Source organism: Deltaproteobacteria bacterium, assembly GCA_011773515.1.
Taxonomy (GTDB): Bacteria; Desulfobacterota; Deferrimicrobia; order J040; family J040; genus WVXK01.
In genome coordinates, this window is sequence record WVXK01000039.1 from 24,945 (window position 1) to 25,224 (window position 280).

Here is a 280-nt window from a genome sequence, read left to right on the forward strand (position 1 = left end):
CCGTATTTTTTGATGAACGTCGACGGTATGTGCTTTATGTAGGAGACGCCCCTGTTCAGCCTGCTTACCTTCTCCGGGTCGATATCGAAGCCCGTGACGCGGAAATCGGCGAGGAGGAATTCCCGGGCCAGGGGGAGCCCCACATACCCCATGCCGATTATTCCCACCACCGCCTCTTTCCTCTTGATCTTCCCGACGAGTTTCCTGTGCGGCATGACTTTCCTCCAGCGCTATTTCACCATATCTTTTTCATCCTGTCACGAATACTCCCCGACCTTCG

At 54.6% G+C, this 280-nt stretch carries 1 pseudogene (running past one end of the window); it reads right to left on the minus strand.

The window, feature by feature from the left end:
- Positions 1–215 (minus strand): annotated as a pseudogene (locus GTN70_04155) (nucleotide sugar dehydrogenase) (it extends 602 nt beyond the left edge of the window).
- Between the last annotated feature and the right edge of the window lie 65 nt (positions 216–280).